At 65.2% G+C, this 20,854-nt stretch carries 20 protein-coding genes; 7 read left to right on the top strand and 13 right to left on the bottom strand.

Annotation, left to right across the window (positions count from 1 at the left end):
* The first annotated feature begins 78 nt into the window (after positions 1–78).
* Together IB258_RS16525 and IB258_RS16530 are read left to right on the top strand one after the other, a co-directional pair.
* On the top strand, positions 79–426 hold the full coding sequence (locus IB258_RS16525) for a DUF1840 domain-containing protein (RefSeq protein WP_054455597.1): 348 nt from the start codon (positions 79–81) through the stop codon (positions 424–426).
* Between the two features lie 89 nt (positions 427–515).
* Positions 516–833 carry a hypothetical protein gene (locus tag IB258_RS16530; protein WP_054455595.1) on the top strand — a complete coding sequence of 106 codons (318 nt, stop codon included), beginning with the start codon at positions 516–518 and terminating at the stop codon, positions 831–833.
* Positions 834–909: 76 nt separating this feature from the next.
* Here IB258_RS16530 and IB258_RS16535 read toward each other — a convergent pair whose 3' ends face one another.
* The 6 genes from IB258_RS16535 to IB258_RS16560 all read right to left on the bottom strand — a co-directional run bounded on the left by IB258_RS16535 (position 910) and on the right by IB258_RS16560 (position 6,941).
* Positions 910–1,710, bottom strand: coding sequence for a carbohydrate ABC transporter permease (locus IB258_RS16535; protein ID WP_042795754.1), 801 nt, complete (start codon positions 1,708–1,710; stop codon positions 910–912).
* The gene (locus IB258_RS16540; protein ID WP_054455593.1) at positions 1,707–2,582 is read right to left on the bottom strand and encodes a carbohydrate ABC transporter permease; all 876 of its coding nucleotides are present in this window, start codon (positions 2,580–2,582) and stop codon (positions 1,707–1,709) included. Before IB258_RS16540 ends, IB258_RS16535 begins: the two co-directional genes overlap by 4 nt.
* 14 nt (positions 2,583–2,596) lie before the next feature.
* Positions 2,597–3,892 carry an ABC transporter substrate-binding protein gene (locus IB258_RS16545; RefSeq protein WP_054455591.1) on the bottom strand — a complete coding sequence of 432 codons (1,296 nt, stop codon included), beginning with the start codon at positions 3,890–3,892 and terminating at the stop codon, positions 2,597–2,599.
* Between the two features lie 27 nt (positions 3,893–3,919).
* Entirely contained in the window at positions 3,920–4,975 is a 1,056-nt protein-coding gene (locus tag IB258_RS16550) for an ABC transporter ATP-binding protein (RefSeq protein WP_175181658.1), read from the bottom strand.
* Between the two features lie 116 nt (positions 4,976–5,091).
* Positions 5,092–5,889: a phosphodiesterase gene (locus IB258_RS16555; protein ID WP_175181659.1), complete on the bottom strand. Its 798-nt coding sequence runs from the start codon at positions 5,887–5,889 to the stop codon at positions 5,092–5,094.
* 38 nt (positions 5,890–5,927) lie between these two features.
* Positions 5,928–6,941: a LacI family DNA-binding transcriptional regulator gene (locus IB258_RS16560; RefSeq protein WP_088143668.1), complete on the bottom strand. Its 1,014-nt coding sequence runs from the start codon at positions 6,939–6,941 to the stop codon at positions 5,928–5,930.
* Between the two features lie 314 nt (positions 6,942–7,255).
* On the opposite strand from IB258_RS16560, the gene IB258_RS16565 reads away from it, so the two are divergent.
* Positions 7,256–8,584, top strand: coding sequence for an amidase (locus IB258_RS16565; protein ID WP_192352917.1), 1,329 nt, complete (start codon positions 7,256–7,258; stop codon positions 8,582–8,584).
* A 66-nt stretch (positions 8,585–8,650) separates the two neighbouring features.
* On the opposite strand, the gene leuA is transcribed toward IB258_RS16565, so the two are convergent.
* Together leuA and IB258_RS16575 are read right to left on the bottom strand one after the other, a co-directional pair.
* Positions 8,651–10,363 (bottom strand): 2-isopropylmalate synthase, encoded by a 1,713-nt coding sequence (leuA, locus tag IB258_RS16570; RefSeq protein ID WP_054455581.1) that lies wholly within the window; start codon positions 10,361–10,363, stop codon positions 8,651–8,653.
* Between the two features lie 527 nt (positions 10,364–10,890).
* A complete protein-coding gene (locus IB258_RS16575; protein WP_054455579.1) occupies positions 10,891–11,508 on the bottom strand; it encodes a hypothetical protein in 618 nt (205 codons plus the stop codon).
* Between IB258_RS16575 and rpoN the strand changes: the two genes are divergently transcribed.
* Both rpoN and IB258_RS16585 read left to right on the top strand, forming a co-directional pair.
* A complete protein-coding gene (gene rpoN / locus IB258_RS16580; RefSeq protein WP_054455577.1) occupies positions 11,507–12,952 on the top strand; it encodes an RNA polymerase factor sigma-54 in 1,446 nt (481 codons plus the stop codon). The two genes, IB258_RS16575 and rpoN, sit on opposite strands and share 2 nt — an antisense overlap.
* 133 nt (positions 12,953–13,085) lie before the next feature.
* A complete protein-coding gene (locus tag IB258_RS16585; protein ID WP_119449847.1) occupies positions 13,086–13,367 on the top strand; it encodes a bacterioferritin-associated ferredoxin in 282 nt (93 codons plus the stop codon).
* A 30-nt stretch (positions 13,368–13,397) separates the two neighbouring features.
* Here IB258_RS16585 and IB258_RS16590 read toward each other — a convergent pair whose 3' ends face one another.
* Positions 13,398–14,255, bottom strand: coding sequence for a LysR substrate-binding domain-containing protein (locus IB258_RS16590; protein WP_054455574.1), 858 nt, complete (start codon positions 14,253–14,255; stop codon positions 13,398–13,400).
* A 128-nt stretch (positions 14,256–14,383) separates the two neighbouring features.
* On the opposite strand from IB258_RS16590, the gene IB258_RS16595 reads away from it, so the two are divergent.
* Entirely contained in the window at positions 14,384–15,298 is a 915-nt protein-coding gene (locus IB258_RS16595) for a DMT family transporter (RefSeq protein WP_192352918.1), read from the top strand.
* A 366-nt stretch (positions 15,299–15,664) separates the two neighbouring features.
* A complete protein-coding gene (gene bfr / locus IB258_RS16600) occupies positions 15,665–16,141 on the top strand; it encodes a bacterioferritin (protein ID WP_013390908.1) in 477 nt (158 codons plus the stop codon).
* 80 nt (positions 16,142–16,221) lie between these two features.
* Here the strand turns inward: bfr and IB258_RS16605 are convergent, their stop codons facing one another.
* The 4 genes from IB258_RS16605 to IB258_RS16620 form a co-directional block, all read right to left on the bottom strand.
* The gene (locus tag IB258_RS16605; protein WP_175164340.1) at positions 16,222–16,908 is read right to left on the bottom strand and encodes a hypothetical protein; all 687 of its coding nucleotides are present in this window, start codon (positions 16,906–16,908) and stop codon (positions 16,222–16,224) included.
* 24 nt (positions 16,909–16,932) lie between these two features.
* Positions 16,933–18,540 carry a peptide chain release factor 3 gene (locus tag IB258_RS16610; RefSeq protein WP_054455568.1) on the bottom strand — a complete coding sequence of 536 codons (1,608 nt, stop codon included), beginning with the start codon at positions 18,538–18,540 and terminating at the stop codon, positions 16,933–16,935.
* Positions 18,541–18,651: 111 nt separating this feature from the next.
* Positions 18,652–19,281, bottom strand: a complete 630-nt coding sequence (locus tag IB258_RS16615; protein WP_054455566.1) for a LysE family translocator — start codon at positions 19,279–19,281, stop codon at positions 18,652–18,654.
* Between the two features lie 33 nt (positions 19,282–19,314).
* Positions 19,315–20,841 carry a DEAD/DEAH box helicase gene (locus IB258_RS16620; RefSeq protein ID WP_175212858.1) on the bottom strand — a complete coding sequence of 509 codons (1,527 nt, stop codon included), beginning with the start codon at positions 20,839–20,841 and terminating at the stop codon, positions 19,315–19,317.
* Positions 20,842–20,854 lie beyond the last annotated feature (13 nt).

The following is a 20,854-nucleotide window of genomic DNA, read 5'->3' on the forward strand; positions in this document are numbered from 1 at the left end:
GCCTGCTGCCCCGGGCCAGTTGGCAGCCCCCTGGTGTTGCGGTAGTGTATGTAAGTAATCAATGTGGGAGACTGGAATATGCTGATCACCTTTCATTCCAAGGTCGTGGCCGAGGTTCTGATGCTGACCGACCATGCCGGCGCGCTGCTGCTGGCGGCCGGCAAGTCCTTCAAGGACAAGATCCCGGAGCGCGGCGTTTTCACCGTCGAGCAGCTGGGGCCGGCCATCAGCGGCATCGAGCGCGCGATCGACGAATACCAGAGCGCCCATGACGGCTCCGAGGAAGAAGACGAGGACAAGGCCCCGGCCTCGCCCATGGCCCGCATGGTGGGCCTGAAGGAACGCGCCTTTCCCCTGCTGGACATGATGCGCCAGTCCTTGGCGGCAAACGCCGAAGTCACCTGGGAGGTGTCGCGCGGCTGGTAAGCCGGCGAGCCCAATGTCGCCGGGCGGACAATCTGCCCGGCGTTTTTTGCCTACCCTACTCGCCTGACGCCACCCCAAGGAACCCTGACATGCGCAGCGACATCACCATCGTTTTCGACTCCCGCCGTTCGCTTGACCTCTCGGCCAGCGTCGAGCCCTCGCCGCAGCGCCAGAGCGATGCGCGCGACTGGTTCGACAGCGCCTGGGAAACGCTGGGTTGCGAACCGCTGCGTCCCAGCGGCAAGGTCCTGCTGCTGGACAAGGTGCTGGGCGTGGCCGACGCGCTGGGCTACGACACCCTGTCCACCGACGAAAAAGAGGCTCGCGAGTTCGCGGAGCACTTGGCGCTGGCGCTGGAACGCCCGCGCATCACGGTGGATTTGCCGGGGCTGACGGTAGGTTACTGAGCGACCCGGCCTCATCCTCAAGCAAAACTGCCCCCGTAGGGGCAGTTTTCATTTGAGCCGGTCCCGCAAGGCGGGACTAGCGGATGCCAGCCCGCATGAAAGATTGCACGAACTGCCGTTGGAACAGCAGGAAGGCGATCAGGAGCGGCGCCGCCGACATCAGCGTTGCGGCCGTGATGACCGACCAGTCGATGCCCTGGTCGGTGGACGAGAACACCTGCAGGCCCACCGTCAGCGGCCGCGATTCGACCGAGTTGGTGATGATTAGCGGCCACAGGAAGTTGTTCCAGTGGTGGCTGACCGATACCAGCCCGTAGGCCACGTAGATCGGCTTGGCCAGCGGTACATAAACCTTCCAAAGCACCTGAAGCGCGTTGGCGCCTTCCATGCGCGCGGCTTCTTCCAGTTCCCGAGGCACCGTCTTGAAGGTCTGGCGCAGCAGGAAGATGCCGAAGGCGGATGCAAAGTAAGGCAGGCCGATGGCGAACACCGTGTCGCGGATGCCCAGCTGGCTCATGGAGCGGTAGTTTTCCACCAGCAGCACGTCCGGCATGATCATCAGCTGCAGCAGCACCAGCATGAAGACGAAATCACGGCCGCGGAACTCGAAGCGCGCGAAGGCGTAGCCGGCCAGCGTCGACAGCACCAGTTGCGCCGCCAGCACCATGGTGACCAGCAGGAAGGTATTGAGGAAATAACGCGGGAACGGCGCCGCGTGCCAGGCGCGCACGAAGTTGTCCAGCGTCAGCGGGGCGAACAGGTCGAAGCGGGTTGCGTAGGCGGGCGGATGGAACGCCGCCCACATGGCATAGGCCAGGGGCAGGATCCACAGCAGGCCGAGCGCCCAGGCGCCCAGGGTATCGAGCTTGTCTTTCATTGATAGTGCGTCCTGCGGTCCAGCCAGCGGAACTTGACCAGCGCGGTCAGCGCCAGCACCACCAGCAACACGACGGTCAGCGTGGCGGCGTAAGCCGTGTCCCAGAAACTGAAACCCACCTGGTAGATGTAGTACAGCAGCAGCGTGCTGGCGTTATCCGGTCCGCCGCGCGTCATGACCACCACGTGGTCCACCAACCGGAACGCGTTGATCAGGGCATTGATCAGCACGAAGAGGGTGGTGGGCATCAGCAGCGGCCACAGGATGCGGCGGAAGTACTGCCAGCGCGACGCGCCTTCCAGCATCGCGGCCTCGCGCAGCGACGGCGATACTGTCTGCAGGGCGGCCAGGTAGAAGATCATGAAGAAGCCGGACTCCTTCCAGACCGTCACCAGCATCAGCGCGGGCAGCGCGGTCTCGCGGTTGCCCAGCCAGTTGGGGCCTGGCGAGCCGAACAGCTGCATCACCTGGGCGATCAGCCCGTACTGCGGCGTGTAGAAGAACAGCCAGATGTTGGCCACCGCGACCATGGGCAGCACCGTGGGCGTGAAGTAGGCCATGCGCAGGAAACCGCGACCGCTCAGGTTGCGGTTGACCCATAGCGCCATGATCAGCGCGATGCCGATGGACGTGGGGATGGTGCCCAGCGCGAACCACAGGTTGTTCCACAGCGACTGCCAGAACACCGGGTCGTCGAGCATGACGGCGTAGTTGTCCAGCCCCACGAAGCGCGCGGGGCGCGCGCCCTTGGGGGTGGAGAAAAAGCTGTGCCATAGCGTCGCCACCGCCGGGTAGTGCGTGAAGGCGGCGAGCAGCACGATGGCTGGCAGCAACAGCAGCCAGCCATAAAGCGCGTTTAAAGAGCGGCTCATCGTGCTTGTCGGCTTTACTTGTAGGGACGCAGTATGCGGTCGGCCTCGCGTTGCGCGTCGGTCAGGGCCTGTTGCGGCGTCTTGGAACCGGTCAGGGCAGCCTGCAGGGCGTCGTTCAGGGTCTTGGTGACGCGCTGGTTTTCATGCGTGGAGAACTCCGCCACGCTGACTTCCAGCTGGTCGCGCGCGACCGCGGCGGCCGGCACTTCCTGCGCGTACTTCTTCATCTTTTCGGTCTGCCAGGCGGCCGGGGTCACGGCCACGTAGCCCGTGGCGATGCTCCAGTCGGCGGCGCGCTCGGGCGTGGTGACCCATTGCGCGAACTTCAGCGCGGCCTGCTGCTGCGCCGGCGTTCCGCTCTTGAAGATGTAGAAGTTGCCGCCGCCGGTCGGGCTGCCGCCGCGCTTTTGCTGCGGCATCATGGCCACGCCGAACGGGAAGTCCGCGTTCTTGCGGATGTTGGTCAGGTTGCCTGTCGTGGTCCAGACCATGGCGGCCTTCTTTTCCAGGAAGTCCTTGGGCGTGGTGCCCCAGTCGATGGTGCCGGTCGGCATGATCTTGTGCTTGGCCGAGAGGTCGCGCCAGAACTGCGCGGCTTCCACCACCGCGGGCTTGTCCAGGTAGACCTCGTTGCCGGCCTCGTTCATCAGGATCGCGCCGTTGGGCGTGGTCAGCGCCTGGAACAGCCAGTAGGCGAAGGCGCCGCCCGAGGGGATCTCGATGCCCCACTGCGTGGTATTGCCGGAGGCGTCCTGCTTGGTCAGCTTCTTGCCGTATTCGACCAGTTCGGCCCAGGTCGCCGGCGCGCGCTCGGGATCCAGCCCCGCGGCCTTGAACAGGTCCTTGTTGTAGTACATGACGATGGTCGAACGCTGGAACGGCACGCCCCAGGTATGGCCGCCGGTGCGGCTGTTCTGCATGAAGGCGTCATAGAAGCCGCCCAGCCACTTCTTGTCGGCGTCGCTCTTGGCCAGGCTGTCGATCGGGACGATGGCGTCCTCGTCGATCAGCGTGAACATGTCGGTGGACAGCAGCACCGCCAGCTGCGGCGGCGTGCCGCCCTTGAGCGCGGTCAGCGCCTTGGCGATGGAGTCCTGGTAGGAGCCCGCGTAGATCGGCTTGATCTTGATGTCGGGATTTTCCTTCTGGAAATCCGCCACCATGTCGTCGACGATCTTGGTGATCGGGCCGCCGACCGCGACGGGGTAATAGAACTCCACCTCGACGGGCTTGTTCTGCGCCTGCGCAGGCAGCGACAGGCAGGCGGCGGCCAGGCTGGCGGCCAGGGTTTTCAGTACGATGCGACGCATGTTGGTTTCCTTTCCTGTGTACGGGCCCTAGCGGCCAGCGGAGTTGATGACCGCCGAATCGGCGGCAAAGAAGTGCTGCTGGCCGTCCTGCCAGGACAGGCCCAGTGTTTCGCCCGTGCCGGCGCGCAAGTGACCGCCCACGCGCACGGCCACGCCGCTGGTGTCGCCCACGCGGCAGACCACGATGGAGTCCGCGCCGAAGTACTCCACGCTTTCCACGGTGGCGGGAACGCCGTTGGCGTCGATGCGGATGTGTTCGGGACGCACGCCCAGCTTCACGGCGCCCGCGGGAGCGCCGGCGATGGCGCGGCTCTGCGTGCCGGCGATGATGGTGGCGCCCTGCGCGGAGCTCAGGCCGATCAGGTTCATGGGCGGCGTGCCGATGAAGCGCGCGGCGAATTCGGTGGCGGGCCGCGCATACAGGCCGTCGGGCGTGTCGTGCTGTTCAATCTTGCCGCCGCGCAGCAGCACTACCTGATCGGCCATGCTCATGGCTTCGGTCTGGTCGTGCGTCACGTAGACCATGGTGATGCCCAGGTCTTGCTGCAAGGCGCGGATCTCGCGGCGCATTTCATGGCGCAGCTGCGCGTCCAGGTTGGACAGCGGTTCGTCCATCAGGCACACCGGCGCTTCGGAGATCACGGCGCGGCCCAGCGCCACGCGCTGCTGCTGGCCGCCCGACAATTGCGAGGGCTTGCGGTCCAGCAGATGGTTCAGGCCCAAGAGGCCAGCCACGCGTTGCAGGCGGCGGTCGTAGTCGCGCGCGGGCTCCTTGCGCACCTTGAGACCGAACAGGATGTTCTCGCGCACCGACAGGTGCGGAAACAGGGCGTACGACTGGAACACCATCGAGATGCGGCGCTTGGCAGGCGGCAGCTGGGTGACGTCGCGGTCGCCGATGTGGATGGTGCCAGAGGTCGGCGTGTCCAGCCCGGCAATCATGCGCAAGGTGGTGGATTTGCCGCAGCCGGACGGGCCAAGCAGGACCGTGAAGCTGCCGGCGGGAACCGTGAAGCTCACCCCATGGATCGCGGCGGCGTTGCCATATTGTTTGGTGAGATTATCCAGAACGATGGATGACATGCTGTCTCGAAGATCTAATAGTTAGATCCGCATTGTTGCCTGTTATGAAAACCTTTTCATTGTGCAGCGCAAACATGACGGATGTATGGCAGGACAAACTTTCGTAGTCTAGGGCCTCAGGCAAAGGGGTACGGGCCGGGGTATTCCCCAATGACCGCGTGGTGCGTGACCAGGTTCTTGCCTTGCCACCAATGCAACTGATAACCCGGCGGTTCCATGATGTATTGCAGCGTCGGCCGCGGCCCCAGTTCCAGCGCAAGCTGATGCGCGGTGCCTGGACAGGTGGACGCGATGGTGCCGCCGAAGCGCTGGAAGATCGTGCGGTGCAGGTGGCCGCAAAGCACGCGCTCCACGTTGGGAAAGCGCGCCACGATGCGTTCGAGCTCGGGCGCGCCAGCCAGCAGGCCAATGGCGTCCATATGCTCGATGCCCGTCAGGAAAGGCGGATGGTGCATCAGAACCAACGTGGGCCGGTCGGGCTGTTCGGCCAGGCGCGCGGCCAGCCAGTCCAGGCGGTCCTGGCAGAGTTCGCCATGGCTCTTCATGGGCACCACCGTGTCCAGCGCCAGCATGCGCAACGGATAGGTCTCGATGGCGTATTGGATGAACGGGCTTTCGCCTTGCAGATAGCCGTGGTCGGGGAAGGCCGCGCGCAGCTGGGCGCGGTCGTCGTGGTTGCCGGGCAGCAGGAAATACGGAATCTCCAGCGCCTGCAAGTGGTCGCGCAGAACTTGGTATTCGTGCGGGCGGCCCAGGTCAGTCAGATCGCCCGTGATAAGGACGCAGTCGGGGCGCGGGGTCAGGGCATTGAGCGCGCGCACCGCGGGCGCCAGGAACGCCGCCGGATCGATGATGCCGTAGGCCTTGTCGCCCGGGGTGCGCATGTGCAGGTCGGTGATTTGTGCGATGAGCATGACGCATGTACCGAAGAATAGTGTTGTAGGAAAAGACCTCAGCGGCGCACCGGCGCGGCGGTGCCGCCTACGACGATGCAGTGCGGCAGGCGGTCCGAATGCGGCGGTTGGCCCTGGATCTGCGCCAGCAGGTTCGAGCAGGCCGTCTCGCCAATGCCGTCGCTGGGCTGGGCTACGGTGGTCAGGGGCGGCGTCAGCAAGGCGCCAAAGCGCATGCCGTCAAAGCCGCACACCGAGATATCGGCGGGCACGGACAGCCCCAGGCCCACCAAGTCCGCGATGACGGCCGTGGCCAGCAGGTCGTTGGAACAGAACAAGGCGGTGGGCGCCTGCTTGCCGCGCAGCGCAGCCTTGAGGGCATCCAGGTCGCTGCCTGTGTGCGAACTCATGGAGATGTGCTGGATGTCGTCCAGGCCCAGGCGCTTGGCGCAGGCGCGCGCGCCCGTCAGCCGGCGGCGGGCGCGGTCCGATGCAGTCAGCGGACCCGTGACCAGCGCGATGCGGCGATGGCCCAGCGCTGCCAGGTGGGCCACCATGTCGCTGGCGGCGGCGCGATTGTCGACCGACGCGAAGGGATGGGCACCGGACTCGTTGTAGACCAGCACGTAGGGTATGCCGGCATGGTCCAGGTCATCCAGCGTGGCGCTTTTGGCGGCGTCGGCGACCGTCAGGATCAGGCCGTCGACCTGATGGTCCATCAGGCCCTGGACCGCGGCGGATTCCACCGCAGGATCGTAGCCTGTGGCGGTCAGCATGACGCTGTAGCCCGATTCCCGCGCGCGCCGTTCCGCGCCTTCGAAGCACTCGGCGAACACGGGATTGGACAGCGTGGGCAGTATCAGGCCGATGGTGCGCGTGCTGCCTGAACGCAGGCTGCGGCCCACGCGATTGGGCCGGAAGCCCGCGCGCTTGGCGACGTTGCGGATATGCGCGAGCGTGTCGGGATGAACGATCTCGGGCTGGTTGAACGCGCGCGAAACCGTTGCCGGGGACACCCCGGCCTTGCGGGCCACTTCAATGATGGAAAAGCGGGGCGACGAGCGCGAGGCCATGGCGGGAGTGCTGCCGGATTCGTGAAAACGATTTCATATTACTCGACAAATATGACCTTTGTATTGCACGGGTTTGCGCTATGCTGATGCCGACGCAACAATAAATTGCCATGGCGCGGCATGCGATTTTCCCGGGAAAAAGCGGCTTTTTCGGTGTTTATCCCAATTGACGTAGCGCGCACAATGGCTGGAGTCGGTCCATCCGAACTGCGCGGCAATATGCCGCGCATAAAGGCGGATCCTCGGTCAAAGGGGACCGGGTGCGTATTTAGCTGCCGTGCGACACGCGCGGTACCGGTAAAGAGGAAAGGACCATGTCTACTGCCTTGAACAGACTTGGCGCGCTGGAAGCCGCGCGCAAGCTGCAACGGCGCGAATTGACTGCAGAGCAATTGGTGCGCGCATGCTTTGCGCGCATCGAGCAACGCGAAAGCACCATCCACGCCTGGACCGCGCTGCAAAAGCAGGCCGCGCTGGATCGCGCGCAGGAATTGGACCGCGGCGCGCTGCGCGGCGTGCTGCATGGCCTGCCCATGGGCGTGAAGGACCTGTTCGACACCGTCGACCTGCCCACGCGCTATGGCTCGCCCATCTATGAACGCCACCATCCGGGCCTGGACGCGGCCTCGGTGGCGCTGTGCCGGGGCGCAGGCGCGATCGTCGTCGGCAAGACCGTGACGACTGAATTCGCCACCTATTTGGCAGGCCCCACGCGCAATCCTCGCAACGAAGCCTACTCGCCCGGCGGTTCGTCCAGCGGTTCGGCCGCGGCGGTGGCCGACGACATGGTGCCCTTCGCATTGGGTACGCAGACCGCGGCTTCCATCATCCGCCCTGCTTCCTATTGCGGCATCGTGGGCTTCAAACCCACCTTTGGCAGCATTTCCCGCGCGGGCGTCAAAAGCCTGGCGGAGTCCCTGGACACCATCGGCGGTTTCGCGCGTTCGGTGCCGGACGTGGCATTATTTGCTTCCGTCCTGATGCGCGATCCGCGCATGCTTGATCTGGCCTATGACGGCAAGCCGCGTATCGGCATGTACCGCAGCCTGCAATGGCGGCATGCGCTGCCCGAAACCAAGGAAGCCTACGCGCAGGCCGCGGCCATCCTGTCGCGCGCCGGCGCCTTGGTCGAAGAATTGCCGCTGCCGCCCGAGCATTGCGTTCTGGTGCAGCTGCATGCGGACATCATGGCGTTTGAAGCTTCGCAGGCGCTGGCCTACGAGCGCCTGGAGCATGCGGCGCAGCTCAGTCCCAAGATCCAGGCCATCCTGGAAGCGGGCTCGCGCATCACCGCTGAAGAACACCAGAAGAACCTGATGCGCGTCGCCGAGTCGCGCGCGCGCGTGGACACGTGGTTCGACAAATACGACGTGCTGCTTGCGCCCAGCGCCAGCGGCGAGGCGCCGTTCGCGGACCTGGGCACGGGCGATCCGCAGTTCTCGCGCGCGTGGACGGTATTCGGCCATCCTTCCCTCAGCCTGCCTTTCGCCACCGGCCCGCAGGGCTTGCCCGTCGGGTTGCAGCTGGTCGGCGCGCGCTATAGCGACCACCGCACGCTGGCAATCGCCGCTTGGGTCCATCAGCGGCTCCTTGCGGCCACCGCGCCAGATATCGGCGCGGCCGACATCTGGCCACGCGGATAAGCGCGGCGCGCGTCCAAAGAAAAAGCCAGCCCGATAAGGCTGGCTTTTTTTACGCCGGATTGCGGATCACGCGGTTTCGGCGGTTTCTTGCTCGGTTGCGGTCACGGCGCCGGCATTGATGTGGCGGTTGACGGCGCTCAGCACGGCCTGGAAGGAAGCCGTCACGATGTCGCGGTCGATGCCCACGCCAAAGCCCGTGCTGGATTCGCCGACGCGCAGTTCGACATAGGAAGCGGCGCGCGTGTCGGTGCCGGTGCCGATGGCGTGCTCGTGGTAGTCCATGATGCGCACGGGCACGTCCAGCGCGGCCACGAAGGCCGAGATGGCGCCGTCGCCCTTGCCCGTCACGATGCGGCGTTCGCCGTTGTATTCCAATTCAGCTTCGATGCTGAAGTGCTGGCCTTCGCCGGCCGACGGATTGCCGTCGATGCGGTGGCGCACCAGCTTCCACGGCGACTTCTGCTCGAGGTATTCGCGGTTGAAGATGGTGTGCACGTCGTCGGCCGTGACTTCGCGGCCGGTTTCGTCGGTCACGCGCTGGATGGCGCGGCTGAATTCGATCTGCAGGCGGCGCGGCAACACCAGGCCGTGTTCCTGTTCCAGCAGGTACGACACGCCGCCCTTGCCCGACTGGCTGTTCACGCGGATGACGGCGTCGTAGCTGCGGCCGAGGTCGGCCGGGTCGATCGGCAAGTAAGGCACTTCCCAGACGGCGTCGGCCTGTTGCTGGGCAAAGCCCTTCTTGATGGCATCCTGGTGCGAGCCCGAGAACGCGGTGAAGACCAGGTCGCCCGCGTACGGGTGGCGCGGGTGAACGGGCAACTGGTTGCAGTACTCGGCGCAGCGGCGCACTTCGTCGATGTCCGAGAAGTCCAGGCCCGGATGCACGCCCTGCGTGTAGAGGTTCAAGGCCAGGGTGACGAGGTCGACGTTGCCGGTGCGCTCGCCGCTGCCGAAGAGGCAGCCTTCGATGCGGTCGGCGCCGGCCATCACGGCGAATTCGGCGGCGGCCACGGCGGTGCCGCGGTCATTGTGCGGGTGCACGCTGAGCACGATGCTGTCGCGGCGCGCCAGGTTCTTGTGCATCCATTCGATCTGGTCGGCGTACAGATTGGGGCTGGTGGCCTCGATGGTGGCGGGCAGGTTCAGCACCATCTTGCACTCGGGCGTGGGCTGCCATACGTCGGCCACGGCGTTGGAGACTTCCAGCGCGAACTCGGGTTCGGTGGTGCTGAAGACTTCGGGCGAGTACTGGTAGCGCCATTGCGTTTCCGGGTGCTGCGCCATGTACTGCTTCACCAGGCGCGTGCCGGTGGTGGCAATGTTCTTGATTTCGTCCTTGCTCATGTTGAACACGACCTTGCGGAACGCCGGGGCGCAGGCGTTGTACAGGTGGACGATGGCTTGCTTGGCGCCGGCGGCGGATTCCACCGTGCGGCTGATCAGGTCTTCGCGCGACTGGGTCAGCACGATGATGGTGACGTCGTCAGGAATGCGCTTTTCGTCGATGAGCTTGCGCACGAAATCGAAGTCGGTCTGCGAAGCGGACGGGAAGCCCACTTCGATTTCCTTGAAGCCGATCTTCACCAGCTGTTCGAAGAAGCGGAGCTTGCGCTCGACGCTCATCGGCTCGATCAGGGCCTGGTTGCCGTCACGCAGGTCCGTGCTCATCCAGATCGGCGCCTTGGTGATGCGGCGGCTGGGCCAGGTGCGTTCGGAAAAGTCGCGGGTAAAGGGCGCGAAGGGGACGTATTTGGTGGCGGGGTTGGCAAGCATCATTACTACACCTCGATCGGTTTCTTTTGAATCCCGGGAATGCTTCCCTAGGCGGCTGCGCGACCGGATTGCGGTCTTGCGCCAGGATTTGCCGTGATTGACCGGCAGGATTCAGAGATAAAAGGGGGAAATCGCGTGTGGCAAGCGTGGTTGCCGAGCTACCACGGGGACACTAGGCCCGGCAACCGATCGGTAGGTATAGCGATAGCGCGTAGGAGGAGAAACGAGCGCGCAGGCCGGCAACCGGAGCGTCGTAGCGTCCGGTGGCAATCGCGAAGGGGGTGCGGTGAGCGGCCATAGGTTGCTAGTCAAACACATTTTTGCCGAATGCGCAACTGAACACTCTTTTGTGTTGGGGTGAAATATATGCTGGTGGCAACGCATTTTGCTGAAGAATATTCGGCAAAACGAGGTTGGACGGGGGGCGGGAGGCACGCTACGGGGTTGCCAGGCCAGGCGTACGGTTGAAGCAAAAAAAACAGGCCGCCTGTCGGCGGCCTGCTATGGCAATGGAGGGAGGACGGACGGGCTTACCGGGCCGGGCCGATGCGCGGTTCCACGTAGCGTTCGCTGCGTGCTTCGCGGCGGACCTCGTCGCGCGGATCGCGCGGCTGGCGGTCGGACGACTCCAGGATGCGGGCCTGTTCCGCGACCATGGCGATCTTGCCGGCGCGGTTGTGGCGGATTTCAGACAGGGAGCGGCGCAGATCGCCCACCGTGAAGGGCTCCTGGCGATCGCCCCAGGTCCAGCGCAGCACGCCCAGCGTTTCTTCGGTCAGGTTGGGCGCCAGGTCGGCCAGCACGCTGGTTTCGACCGGGGTGGCGCTGCCGGAAGCCAGGCTGGCGGACAGCCAGGCGCGCAGCGTGAAGAACACGATCAGGGTCCAGATGCCGGCCACCACCCACCAGATGTAGGGGTTGACCTTCTGCACCATGTCCACGGTCGGCTGCCCCAGGGAATGCAGGAACTCGTAGTTCACGGTGCGGCCGAAATTCAGTATCCAATTGGCGGCGAGATACCAGATGACCACAGCGACGGCGATGACGATCGCACGCATTACGAGTCGGGGAAGCGCCAGTTTGAGCAGGGTCTGGCCAATGAGGCGGCAGTCCTGGCGGACGCTTGCGGGCGAAGTCAGATTCATCATGCAAAATATTGTACCTATGACCCGTCCAATTTTAGAACTGCGACCAGGTCAGCATTTGACGCTGACGCCACAACTGCAGCAATCGATCCGATTGTTGCAGCTGTCCACGCTCGACCTCGAAGCCGAGATTTCGCAAGTGCTGGCGGAGAACCCGCTCTTGGAGCGGCAGGACGAAGCGCCGTCGGCCGAGGCGCCGGCCGAGTCCGACCGCGAGTCCTCGGTGCAGGATGACGAGCCCGCCGCCGAACGCGACTCGCCGGTGGATGAAATGCCGGGTTCGGGCGGGGTCTACCCCGACGAAGACTCCAGCCGGCCCGAGGCCGCTCGGCCGGATACGCTGCGCGAGCACCTGCTGGGCCAACTGATGTTGACGCGCGCCGCGCCGCGCGACGCCGCGCTCGCCGGTCTTCTGATCGACGAGCTGGACGAAAACGGCTACCTGGGATCACCGCTGGAGGAAATCCTGGACTGGTTGCCGCCCGAACTGGAACCAGACATCGACGAGCTGAAGGCGGCCTTGTCGCTTTTGCAGTCTTTCGATCCGCCCGGCATAGGCGCGCGCGACATGGCGGAATGCCTGCTGTTGCAGCTACGCAACCCGGATCTGGATCGACTGCCTGAAGCCGCGAATGCCGCGGTCCTGGCTTGCGCGCGCCAGATCTGCGCGCAGCACCTGGCCTTGCTGGCGACGGGCAACGCCGCGCGCCTGTGCGCGGCCGTGGGCTGCGACGAAGCCACGTTCCGCTCCGCCCATGCCCTGATCCTGCGCCTGGAGCCCCGCCCGGGGCGTGCCTGGACCGTGCCCGCGGCCGATTACGCGGTGCCGGACGTCATCGTACGCAAGACGCGCGGCGGCTGGCAGGTCACCCTCAACAGCGCCGCCGTGCCCAAGCTGCAGATCAACGGGCTGTACGCCCAGATGCTGGGCAACCAGAAGGAATCCGCGCATGCGGGCCTGCAATCGCAGCTGCAGCAGGCCCGTTGGATGATCCGCAACGTGGAACAGCGCTTCGACACCATCCTGCGGGTGGCCCAGGCCATCGTGCAGCACCAGACGGCCTTCTTCAGCCAGGGGCCGGCCGCCATGCGGCCGCTCATCCTGAAGGACATCGCCGGCGAGCTCGGTTTGCATGAATCCACCATTTCACGGGCCACAACACAGAAGTACATGCTCACTCCGTTTGGCACGCTGGAACTCAAGCGCTTCTTCGGCACGGGGGTTTCGACGGACGGCGGGGATGCCACCTCGGCCACGGCAGTGCAGACTTTCATCCGCCAGATGGTGGCCGAAGAGAACCGGGCCAAGCCTTTGTCTGACAGCCAGATCATGCAAAAGCTGGCCGATCAGGGGATAGTCATCGCCCGAAGGACGGTGGCAAAGTACCGCGAAGCGCTGCGGATAGCCCCGGCGGCGTTGCGCAAGGCGCAGGCGGCAGCCCGCTGAGTCGGGTCATGAAATGAGGGACGGGGTTATGAAAATTCGTCCCTAATTTCAAAGACTTGCGTGACACTTTGGTTGCAAATTTATTTGCATGCGGGGCTTGTCAGTAGCGGAATAATTTTCGATAATTATTCTCATGTACATTTGCGTATGTAATGCCATCACCGAACGCCAAGTCCGCGCCAGCGTGGACGCGGGCGCGACGACGCTTTCCGACCTGCAATTCGAGCTGGGCGTGGCCACGTGCTGCGGCTGCTGCGCGGCTACCGCGACCGAATACCTGCCGGGCGGACGCTGTTCCAGCGTATGCGACGTGCGTTCCATAGCCGTTCCGGTCAATCCTCCGGCCGCTATGGTCGAGTCGGGCGCGCCTGCTGCCAACAGCAGCTTTCCGATTCCCCTGGTCGCCATCGCCTGAGGACGGTCGTCTCTTTCCGGCTCGCTGCCGTCACGCAGCGGGCCGCGTTGCTTCTTTCTCGCAAAATTCCCGGATAGTCATCGCCAGTTGGCGCGCAGGTTCGCGCAGCGTATCGGCCAGGCATAACGCCAATTCGGTCGACGGCACGGACGGCAGCCCTGCGTCGATGATTCGATGGTCCGGCAAGAGGCAACGCCGCTCCAGCAGCGCCACGCCCAACCCTCCTGTCAACGCCGCTTGCAGGCCCATCAGATTCGGGCTTTCGTAGGCGATGCGCCAGTGCCGGCCCGAAGCTTCCAGGGCATGGATGGCGCGATTGCGGTAGATGCAGCCTTGCGGAAACGCGACCAGCGGCACCGGCTCGGCGGACGCGAGTTCCATTCCGGGTGCGCCGATCCAATGCAAGTGTTCGGGCCAGGCGGCCAACGCGGCACCCGCGCCGGGCTCGCGTTTGAGCAGCGCCACGTCCAGGTCGCCCCGCTCCAGTGCGCGCGTGAGCGCCGAAGTCAGGTCGCAGCGGACCGATAGCCGCACGCCTGGGCGGGTCCGCGCAAATTCCGACACCAGAATGGTCAGCGCGTCAGCCGCGAAGTCGTCCGGGATGCCCAGCCGGATCACGTCCACGCGCTTGCGCCCGCTGACGGCTTCACGGACCTCGGTCGACAAGGCCAGCATCCGCCGGGCATAGCCCAGGAGACGCTCGCCGTCCTCGGTCAGCAAGACTTGGCGGCCTTCGCGGATGAAGAGCGCGCATTCCAGGGATTCCTCCAGCTTGCGGATCTGCTGGCTGACCGTGGATTGGCTGCGGTGTACGCGTTCGCCCGCCGCCGTGAAGCCGCCGGCATCCACGACGGACACGAAGCTGTGCAAAAGATCGAGGTCAGGCATCGCCGGCTCCATGCATTCATTTTTTAAATACTTTCGATCCGAATAAAGAGTTTGTCAATGGATGGGCGGCCGCGCAGAATTCGTCCATCCGCCGCCACTGCGGCTTAGCGCCACCTTCCGGACTCATCATGAAGGCCACCTCGACCCTTTCCGCCGCCGCCATTCCAGCTCAAGCCTCGCCGGGCATCAGCTGGGCGCCCATCGCAGCTTTTTGCTTTCTGTGGAGCTCGGCGTTCGCTGCGGCCAAGATCGCCGTGCGGGACTGTCCGCCGCTGACCTTGCTGACCATCCGTTTCGTGATCGCGGGAGCCTTGATGCTGGGCCTGGCGGCGGCGAGCGGCCGCTGGAAGATGCCAAGCGCGCGCGATCTGGCCGCGCTGATCCTGTTGGGGGTGCTGAACAACGCGCTGTACCTCGGCCTGAGCTGGTCGGGCATGACGACGGTGTCGTCGGCGTTTACCGCGGTGCTGATCAGCACCAACCCGCTGCTCATCGGCGTGCTGGCCGGCCCAGTGCTGGGCGAACGGCTGGGATGGCGCAAACTGCTGGGCCTGTGCCTGGGATTGGCGGGCGTGGCCCTGGTGCTGCGTTCACGCTTGTCGGGCATGCAGGAGGACCTGCATGGCACGCTGTTGGTGACGGGCGGCCTGGTGGCGCTGGTGGCCGGCACGCTGCTCTACAAGCGTTTGAAGCCGTCCTCCGGCCTGTGGACGTCCACGGGCATACAGTCCATGGCCGGCGCCGTAGCCTTGCTGCCCTTCGCGTTGATACACGAGAACATCGGCGATGCGCGCATGACGGCCAGCCTGTTCTGGAGCATGGCCTACATGATTGTCGCGGTGTCGATGGGCGGCTACTACCTGTGGTTCATGATTCTCGGCCGCGCCAGCGCTACTGCGGCAAGCGCGCTGCACTTCCTGATGCCGCCGCTGGGCCTGCTGTTCGGGTGGCTGGTGCTGGGCGAGCACGTATCGTGGCTGGATCTGCTGGGCATCGTCCCGATCGCGTTGGGCATCTGGCTGGCCACGCGGCGCGCCGAGTAACGCGCAGCCCCAGCCGGGGTTGCCGATCCGCAACGAAATGCCGCCGGCCACGAGCCGGCGCGTTTCATGCGGTCGAGGGACGCATCGTTGCCAGCGATCGCGTGGATCGCGCGGCGGATTCGGCGGCATCGCGCGCCGTCAGGCCGCATCGTTGCTGATGCCGGCATGCAAGGCATCACGCACGCATACTCATTCTCATTGGCGTGTCGCTTTCTTGTAGCGCTCCTAAAGCGGTTTACCAAATGCAGCGCAAGGCTAGGCGCGGCCCCGCGCCAGGTGGTAGTCTGCCGGGGTTGCGTACGCGCGGCATCGTGCGCTCCTTTGTCGCGATGCATCTGCGTCGCGCCTGACTGCAAGGAGTCCATCATGAAAGGCGACAAAACCGTCATCCAGTTTCTGAACAAGCAACTGACCAACGAACTGACGGCCATCAACCAATATTTCCTGCATGCCCGCATGCTGAACCATTGGGGCTTCGACAAGCTGGGCAAGCACGAGTACGAAGAGTCCATCGGCGAAATGAAGCATGCGGATCGCCTGATCGCGCGCATCTTCATGCTGGACGGCCTGCCCAACCTGCAGGACCTGCATAAGCTGCTGATCGGCGAAGACGTGCCGGAATTGCTGGCCTGTGACCTGAAGCTGGAGCAAGGCGCGCAGGCGACCGTGAAGGAAGCGATCGCGCATTGCGAATCGGTGCGCGACTATGTCTCGCGCGATCTGTTCCAGGACATCCTGGACGACACCGAAGAGCACATCGACTACCTGGAAACGCAGATCGACCTGATCGACAAGGTCGGCATCCAGAATTATCTGCAAAGCCAGATGTCCGTGCCGGAGTAATGTTCCGGTCATAAAAATGGCGCCCTGCGGGGCGCCATTTTTTTGTCGGTGTCATGCGGCGCATGCCGCGCGCCAACATTTCAGTTCGGGCGAGCCGGGCACTCGGCCATGGTGCCCCAGGCGCGGTTGGGTCCGCAGTACTTGTTGCGCGCGGCCCAGGAACACGAGGGGCGTTCGAAGAAGCCTTGCGTGGCGCAATGCGCGAGTTCGCGCTTGAGCGCGTCCTGCCAGCCCAGGGCGCCGGGCGCCTGCGCGGTGTTCGGGGGCGGCGGGGGCGCCTGCACCATCTGCGGAGTGCCGTAGCCGCCTGCCTGGACCTGGCCGCCGTTGATGGCGGTGGACGTGCCGGGAGCCTGCAGATCCAGGGTGCTGACGTCCGAAGTGCCCGAAGGCAGCGGCACTTGCGAAGCTGCCGCGATTTCGCGGGCCTGGTCCGGGCTGATGCGTTCGCGCGAGATCTTCACCGCAGGGTCGCTGACGCTGTCGAACAGCGAAACGGTGTTGACCTGCCATTCGCGGTCGGCGGGCTTGTCGGGCACGCCCAAGGTACCGTCGATGCGCGGCTGCGGAGGCTGGGCCACGTAAGGACGGCCGTTGGCATCCAGTACGGGCTGCTGGGATGCCGCGGCATCCTGGCCAGGAGCGGGCGCGGCCACCGGCGCATGCGCCACCAGCCAATCACCCAGTTGAATACCGCCCCAGGCCGACGCGCCAAGCGCGATCAGGAGCGTTGCGAATAAGAAACGCCAAGACATTGCTACCCTCATCTGCCGTGCGGAACCCGAACGGGTCTACGCTTTGTCTCCGAAAACCTTGCCGCCGTGCTCGCGCATGGCATGGAATTTCACATCGGGATACAGTTCCTCGGCCACGCGCAATTGCGCGGGAGAACCGATCAAAAACGCCGCCGCATCCACAACATCATAGGCGATATGGGCGGCATTGGCATCCATGAACTTGCGCAGCGCCTTGGGGTTTTCAGACGTAATCCAACGTGCCATTGTGTAGCGGGAAGGCAGCATCCGCGCGTCCACGCCGTACTCGGTCTTCAGGCGATGGGCGACCACTTCGAACTGCAGTTGTCCGACCGCGCCCAGCAGCAGCGAGCCGCCGGCAGCCTCGGGACGGAACACCTGGATGGCCCCTTCCTCGCCCAATTGGGTGAGACCGGTACGCAACTGCTTGGTGCGCAGCGGATCCTTCACTTCCACGGCCTGGAACAGCTCGGGGGCGAAGAACGGCAGCCCCGTGAACTGCAGCGTCTCTCCTTCGGTCAGCACGTCGCCCAACTGCAGCACGCCGTGGTTGGGAATGCCGATCACGTCGCCGGCATAGGCCTCGTCCAGCAGCTCGCGGCGCTGTGACAGGAAGGACACCACGTTGTTGGGGCGCATTTCCTTGTTGGTGCGCGCGACCTTCAGGCGCATGCCGCGTTCGAAGCGGCCGGAGCTTACGCGCACGAACGCGACGCGGTCGCGGTGGGCCGGATCCATGTTGGCCTGCACCTTGAACACCACGCCGGTGAACTTGGGTTCCACGGGCTGCACCAGGCGCTGCATGGACTCGCGCGGGCCCGGGGGCGGCGCCTGTTCGACCAGCGCGTCCAGCACTTCCTGCACGCCGAAGTTGTTGATGGCGGAGCCGAAGAACACAGGCGTCTGCTTGCCGGCCAGGAATTGTTCGCGGTCGAAGGCGGGCGCGGCTTCGTTGATGAGTTCGATCTCGCCGCTGGCCTGCTCGAACGCCGAGCCGAAGCGCCGGGCGATTTCGGGATTGCTCAGGCCTTCGATGAAGTCGTCCTTGTCCGAGCGGCGCTCCTGGCCGGGGCGGAACACGCGCATGCGGTCCTGGCGGATGTCGAATACGCCGCCGAAGGCCTTGCCCATGCCGACCGGCCAGGAGAACGGCACCGCGTCCATGCCCAGGTGGCCTTCGATTTCGGACAGCAGTTCCAAAGGTTCGCGCACTTCGCGGTCCATCTTGTTGATGAACGTAATGATGGGCGTGTTGCGCGCGCGGCAGACCTGCAAGAGGCGGATGGTTTGCGGCTCCACGCCGTTGGCGGCGTCGATCACCATGAGTGCGGCGTCCACGGCCGTCAGCACCCGGTACGTGTCTTCGGAGAAGTCCGCGTGGCCCGGGGTGTCGAGCAGGTTGATGACGCAATCGCGGTATTCCATCTGCATCACCGAGGACGCCACGGAAATGCCGCGCTGCTTTTCGATTTCCATCCAGTCGGACGATGCATGGCGCGAAGCCTTGCGCGCCTTGACGCTGCCGGCGATCTGGATCGCGCCTGCGAACAGCAACAGCTTTTCGGTCAGTGTCGTCTTGCCCGCGTCGGGGTGGGAAATGATGGCGAACGTACGGCGCCGCGCTACTTCGTGAGGGATGTTCATGATCGGAAGGATTTTACTTGGCGCCGCTTTTGGGCCCGGCGCGGTCCGGTATCGGGCATGAAAAACGCGCGGGGCATGCGCCGTCGCCAGCGCATGCCCCGCGCATGGGGTTCAGGAATGGCGGCGGAACGAAGCCAGGAACACGCCGGCCAGGATGAAGAGCGAACCGAAGGTCCGGTTCATCCAGCGGATATGCTTGGCGCTGCGCAGCAGGCGCAGCACGCGCGCCGCCAGCAGCGTGTACACGCCCATGGCCACCAGGTCGGTGAACGCCAGCGTGGCGGCGATCGCCGCATACTGCTGCGTCAGCGGCAGCGCGGTATCCACGAACTGCGGCACCACGGCCAGCAGGAACACCGTGCCCTTGGGGTTCATGGTGTTGATCAGGAAGCCGCGCAGCACCAGTTCCCGGATCGTGGCGCGCTTGGGATCGCCGGAATCCACCGTGACGGGCGCCGCATCCGTGCGGATCTGGCGCACGCCCAGGTAGATCAGGTAGGCCACGCCCAGATACTTGACCACGTTGAAGGCCACCTCGGAGGTGGCCAGCACCGCGCCCAGCCCCACGGCCACCACCACGAACTGGAACAGGATGCCCATGATCAGGCCAGCCGTGTTCCAGTAGCCGCGCGCAAAGCCGTACTTCAGGCCGGAGGACATCGCCGAGATCGCGCCCGCGCCAGGCGAGAACGAAATGGCCCAGGAGGCCAGGAAGAACGTCAACCAGGTAGATAAGGGCATGGCGCGGGTCCGTGGGTAGCGGTTGCGGTGATATTACTTGCTCAGCAACGCGGCGCGCGGCGCGCCCGAGGGGCGTCCGGAACCGCCATTGCCTGCCGGGCGGCCGGAGCCCTCCGGACGGCGATGGTTCTGCTGCGGACGGCCTTCGTTGCGGCCGGCGTGGGCCGGACGGTCGGCGGGCTTGCCGTCGCGCGGGCCATGGCTGGCGCGGCCTTCGCCGCCGGCACGGGCCGGCGCGGGGGCGCGGTTGCCGGTCGCGGCGCGGGGCTGGCCCTGGCCTTGTCCCTGGCGCGAACGGCCGCCATTGCCATTGCCATTGCCGCTGCGGCCGCCATTACGGCCGCCGCCGCCGCGCGGGCTGCGGTTGTCTTCGTCGCGCTCCTGGCGGTCGTAGGCCGCCGCGGTCGTGGCCGGCGGCGTCCAGCCTTCCACGGGCTTGCGCTCGATGGTCTTCTTGATCAGGCGCTCGATGTCCTTCAACAGCTTGATTTCGCTGTTGTCGACCAGCGAGACCGCGGCGCCGGTGGCGCCGGCGCGGCCGGTACGGCCGATGCGGTGCACGTAGTCTTCGGGCACGTTGGGCAGTTCGAAGTTCACCACCTGGGGCAGTTGGTCGATGTCCAGGCCGCGGGCGGCGATGTCGGTCGCCACCAGCACCGTCACGGTGCTGTCCTTGAAGCCGGCCAGCGCGCGGGTGCGGGCCGACTGGCTCTTGTTGCCGTGGATGGCGGCGGCGGTCAGGCCGTCCTTGACCAGCTTTTCGGCCAGGCGGTTGGCGCCGTGCTTGGTGCGGGTGAACACCAGCACCTGGTGCCAGCCGCTTTCGCGGATGATGTGGCTGATGAGGTCGCGCTTGTGGTGCTGTTCCACCATGTGCACCGTCTGGGTGACCAGTTCGGTGGCGGTGTTGCGCGGGGTGACCGAGACTTCGCCCGGGTTGTTCAGCACGCCGCGCGCCAGGGTGCGGATCTCGTCGGAGAAGGTGGCCGAGAACAGCAGGTTCTGGCGCTGCTTGGGCAGCAGCGCGAGGACCTTGCGGATATCGCGGATGAAGCCCATGTCCAGCATGCGGTCGGCTTCGTCCAGCACCAGGATCTCGACGCCGGACAGGTCCACGGTCTTCTGGCCGCAGTGGTCCAGCAGGCGGCCGGGGGTGGCGACCAGGATGTCCAGCGGCTTTCTCAGCGCGGAGATCTGGGGGTTGATGTTGACGCCGCCGAACATCACCATGGAGGACAGCGGCGTGTACTTGCCATAGGTCTGCACCGATTCCTCGACCTGCGCGGTCAACTCACGCGTCGGGGTCAGGATCAGGCAGCGCGGGCGGCCGGGCTTGCGCTGCTCGGGCTTTTTCTGCATCAGCAGGTGCAGGATGGGCAGCGTGAAGCCGGCGGTCTTGCCGGTGCCGGTCTGTGCGGCGGCGAGCAGGTCGCCACCCTTGAGGACCTGGGGAATTGCCTGGGCCTGAATGGGAGTGGGCGCGGTGTAGCCGGTTTCGGCAATGGCGCGCAACAGGGAATCAGCCAGCCCGAGGTCGGCAAAAGGGGAAGAGGTAGTCAAAACAACTCCAGCG

This window comes from Achromobacter sp. ACM02 (assembly GCF_014851605.1).
GTDB classification, from domain to species: Bacteria; Pseudomonadota; Gammaproteobacteria; order Burkholderiales; family Burkholderiaceae_B; genus Achromobacter; species Achromobacter aegrifaciens.